Annotated in this window: 4 protein-coding genes; 2 read left to right on the top strand and 2 right to left on the bottom strand. The window is 64.0% G+C overall.

Translation table 11 applies throughout. The annotated features are described in order from the left end of the window. Positions 1-99: 99 nt before the first annotated feature. Together RMO81_RS03425 and RMO81_RS03420 are read right to left on the bottom strand one after the other, a co-directional pair. A complete protein-coding gene (locus RMO81_RS03425; RefSeq protein ID WP_310474338.1) occupies positions 100-522 on the bottom strand; it encodes a CoA-binding protein in 423 nt (140 codons plus the stop codon). Positions 523-524: 2 nt separating this feature from the next. After that, the gene (locus RMO81_RS03420) at positions 525-1,547 is read right to left on the bottom strand and encodes an Mrp/NBP35 family ATP-binding protein (protein WP_310474337.1); all 1,023 of its coding nucleotides are present in this window, start codon (positions 1,545-1,547) and stop codon (positions 525-527) included. Between the two features lie 133 nt (positions 1,548-1,680). Between RMO81_RS03420 and hflK the strand changes: the two genes are divergently transcribed. Beyond that, entirely contained in the window at positions 1,681-2,790 is a 1,110-nt protein-coding gene (gene hflK / locus RMO81_RS03415) for an FtsH protease activity modulator HflK (RefSeq protein WP_310474336.1), read from the top strand. Between the two features lie 17 nt (positions 2,791-2,807). Further along, positions 2,808-3,656 (top strand): protease modulator HflC, encoded by an 849-nt coding sequence (locus tag RMO81_RS03410; RefSeq protein WP_310474334.1) that lies wholly within the window; start codon positions 2,808-2,810, stop codon positions 3,654-3,656. Positions 3,657-3,790 lie beyond the last annotated feature (134 nt).

Genomic DNA, 3,790 nt, shown 5'->3' with positions numbered 1-3,790 from the left:
CGAGTCGACCCTCTCCCGCAAGGGGAGAGGGGAGGAAACGGGCACACCTGAAAACGAAAGTGGGTACAAGGCCTCAGGCCCTGCCCGCCGGAGGCCCTGTTACTTCCGCCTCACCCTCAGCCGCCGAATCTCGATTTTCGGGCAGCGATCCATAACCACCTGCAGCCCCGCTGCTTCGGCGCGGGCGGCGGCCACAAAGTCGATCACGCCCAGTTGCGTCCAGACGGCGCGCGCACCCACGGCGATGGCGTCGTCCACCACTTGCCCTACGAATTCGCTGCGGCGGAACACGTCGACCATGTCGATGGGCTCATCAATGTCGGCCAGTGTCGCCACCACGGTCTGGCCGTGGATCACTTGCCTGGCCAGCTGCGGGTTGACGGGGATGACATGGTAGCCGTGGCCAAGCAGCATGGCCATCACCTCGTTGGCGGCGCGATCAGGCCGATCGCTGGCGCCGACAAGGGCGATGGTGCGCGTCTGTTCCAGCAGGCGGGCGATATCGGCGTCGGCGGTGAGCATGGTCACAGCCCGACCGTAATGATGATGCCGCGCGCGATCTCGTCGAAAATGGCCGCTGTCTCACCGGCGACGGGCTGGGCGGTTTCGGAAGCGGTCCGCACGTCCATCTGCAGCGGGATGCGGCCCAGGAAGGGCACGCCCATGGCCCCGGCCTCGGCTTCGGCGCCGCCGTGGCCGAACGGATCGGAGACGTGGCCGCAGTTGGGGCAGCAATAGCCGGCCATATTCTCGACAACGCCGAGCACGCGCACATTGACTTCGCCGAACATGGCGACGGCGCGGCGGGCATCGATAAGGGCGAGATCCTGTGGGGTGGAGACGATGAGCGCACCATCGGGCTTCAGTTTCTGTGCCAGGGTGAGCTGCACATCGCCGGTGCCGGGCGGCAGATCGATGACCAGCACGTCGAGCGCGCCCCAATCGCATTGTTCGACCATCTGGACGAGCGCCGAGGACGCCATCGGCCCGCGCCAGACGATCGCCTTGTTGGGGTCGGTCATCATGCCCATCGAAAGCGCCTTGATGCCGTGGCGCACTTCGGGCTGCAGTTTGTCGTTCTCCACCCGGGCGCGGCCTTCGATGCCGAGCAGCGTGGGGACCGACGGGCCATAGATATCGGCGTCAAGCAGGCCGACCGATTGCCCGGCGCGGGCCAGCGCAAAGGCCAGATTGGCGGCCACGGTGGATTTGCCGACGCCGCCTTTGCCGCTGGCCACGGCGACCAATTTGCGGATGCCGGGCACGGTGCTGGATTTGGGCGCTGCCGTGGGCGTGGCGGCGCGATCGGCGGTGAGGATGATGCGCGCGACGCTCACGCCGGGCACGCGTTTCACGGCGGCTTCAACCGCGGCCTGCAGGCGCTCAGCCGCTGTCTTGTCGAGGCCGTCCACCGCCAGCACCAGGCCCACGGTGCCATCAGGTTTCACCACCACGCCGGCGGCGCGGCCGGTTTCCACCACTGTGCCGCCGCCAGCCGGATCGGCCACCGCGGCCAGCGCGGTCATCACATCATCCTTCACGGCCATCAGCCTGTTCTTCCTTGCAGTCGAAGCCATAACCGCAGACAAATGTCGCCGCAGTGCCGCATGGTCTCGCAATCCACGTTCGGCGTCCGTATATAGATGTTTCAACGTCTTTCGATAAGGTCTCATCCAGTCCATGCCGTGGCAGAACAATGGTGAAGGTGGCGGCGATCGCCCGTCCGGTGCCGATGATGGAGAGCCGTCGGCCGAAACGCCGGCCAAGAAGCCTGAAAACCGGCCCGTGAATCCATGGGGCGAAGGCCCGCCGCGTCGCCCGATGGGCAAGCCCGGCCCGGGTCGCGGCGGCGATTTCGATGATCTGATCCGGCGCAGCCAGGAACGGTTGAAAACCCAGTTCGGCGGCGGCAATGGCGGCGGCGGTTTCGATATCGGCGATGGCCGCTGGCTGATGTGGGCTGGCGGCGCGATCGTGGCGGCCTGGGTGGTGTTGTCCAGCTTTTACTCGGTGGATGCCCAATCCGCCGCGGTGGTGCAGCGCTTTGGCGCCTATGTTGGTACCACGGGGCCGGGCGTGCATTTCAAATTGCCGTGGCCGATCGATGCGGTGGAATTGCGCAAGGTTGAACAGATCAACATCATCGATATCTCGTCGAGCGAAGGCGCCAACGAGAATCTGATGCTCACCGGCGATCAGAACATCATCAACCTCGCCTACACGGTGCGCTGGAAGATCCGGAATCCGGAAAACTTCCTGTATGAATTGTCCGATCCGGAAAAGACCGTGCGCGAAGTGGCCGAATCGGCGATGCGCGCCGAAATCAGCCGCGCCTCGCTGAACGACGCGCTGGGGCCGCAGCGCGCCCAGATCGCCGATCGGGTGCGCGAACGCATGGAGGAACTGCTCGATTCCTATCGCAGCGGTGTCGAAGTGCGCGGCGTGGATATCAAGCAGGCCGATCCGCCCGCCGCCATCGATGGTTCCTTCAAGGATGTTTCCGCCGCCCAGCAGGACGCGCAGCAATATCTGAACCGGGCGCGCACCTATGCCCAGGCGCTGGTCGCCAAGGCGCAGGGCGATGCGGCCGGGTTTGATGCGGTTTATGCCCAGTATCGCCTGGCTCCGGAAGTGACGCGCAAGCGCATGTATCTGGAAACCATGGAAAAGGTGCTGGCCAAGGTGGAAAAGACCGTGGTGGATGCGCCCGGCGTTGCGCCCTATCTGCCGCTGCCCGAAGTGCGCCGCCGTGCGGCCATCGTGCCGGCCGAACCGGCCCCGGCACGGTAAGGGAAAGGATCAACACGATGGCTACCTTGACCCGCAATCCTGCCATCTTGGCCGGCCTGGGCTTTGCCCTGGTCGTGCTGGCGATGAGCAGTTTCTATACCGTTCCCGAAACCCAGCAGGCCGTGGTGCTGCGCCTGGGCAAGCCGGAGCGGATCGTGAACGAGTATGATCCCAAGGCGAAGCTGGGTGAAACCGGCGCCGGCCTGACGATGAAGGTGCCCTTCATCGAGGATGTGCGCTTTATCGATAAACGCATCATGGATCTCGATATCGATGCGCAGACGGTGCTTTCCACCGATCAGCTGCGGCTGGTGGTGGATGCTTTTGCGCGGTTCCGCATCGTCAATCCGCAGCGCATGGTGGAAACCGTGGGCACCGAACAGAATGCCGCCGACGCGTTGAAGCGCATTCTGGCGTCGAAACTGCGCAACGAACTGGGCAAGCAGCCGTTTGCCGCACTGCTGTCGCCGGAACGCGGCCAATTGATGGATGAAATCCAGTCCACCGTGAACAGCCAGGCCAAGCAATATGGCGCCGAGATCGTGGACGTGCGCATCAAGCGCGCCGATCTGCCATCGGGCCCGCCGCTGGAAGCCGCCTATGCCCGCATGGCTTCGGCCCGCCAGCAGGAAGCTGCGACCATCCGTGCCCAGGGCAACAAGCAGGCGCAATTGGTGCAAGCCGAAGCCGATGCCAGCGCGGCGCGGATCTATGCCGATAGTTTTGGTAAGGATCCGGAGTTCTACGCTTTTTATCGCGCCATGCAGGCCTATCGTACGACCTTTGAAGACGGCACTGCCACCGTGATTCTGGGGCCGAACAACGAGTTCCTGCGCGAATTCGAAGGCCGCAAGGGTAACCGTTGAGCTGTTGGCGCTGAACCGCTGGTGTTGAACCATCCATCCTTGTTCATGCACGGTTAGGCGTGTTGCTTGCATAGACCACACGGGCTCATCAGCAACCGCATCGCAACCAGAAAGACAGACATGACGTCAAAGAT

The organism is Sandarakinorhabdus sp. (assembly GCF_031422795.1).
In the GTDB taxonomy this organism is placed as follows: domain Bacteria; phylum Pseudomonadota; class Alphaproteobacteria; order Sphingomonadales; family Sphingomonadaceae; genus Sandarakinorhabdus.
The sequence above is the reverse complement of the archived record's forward strand: the minus strand, read 5'-3'. Positions and strand labels throughout refer to the sequence as shown.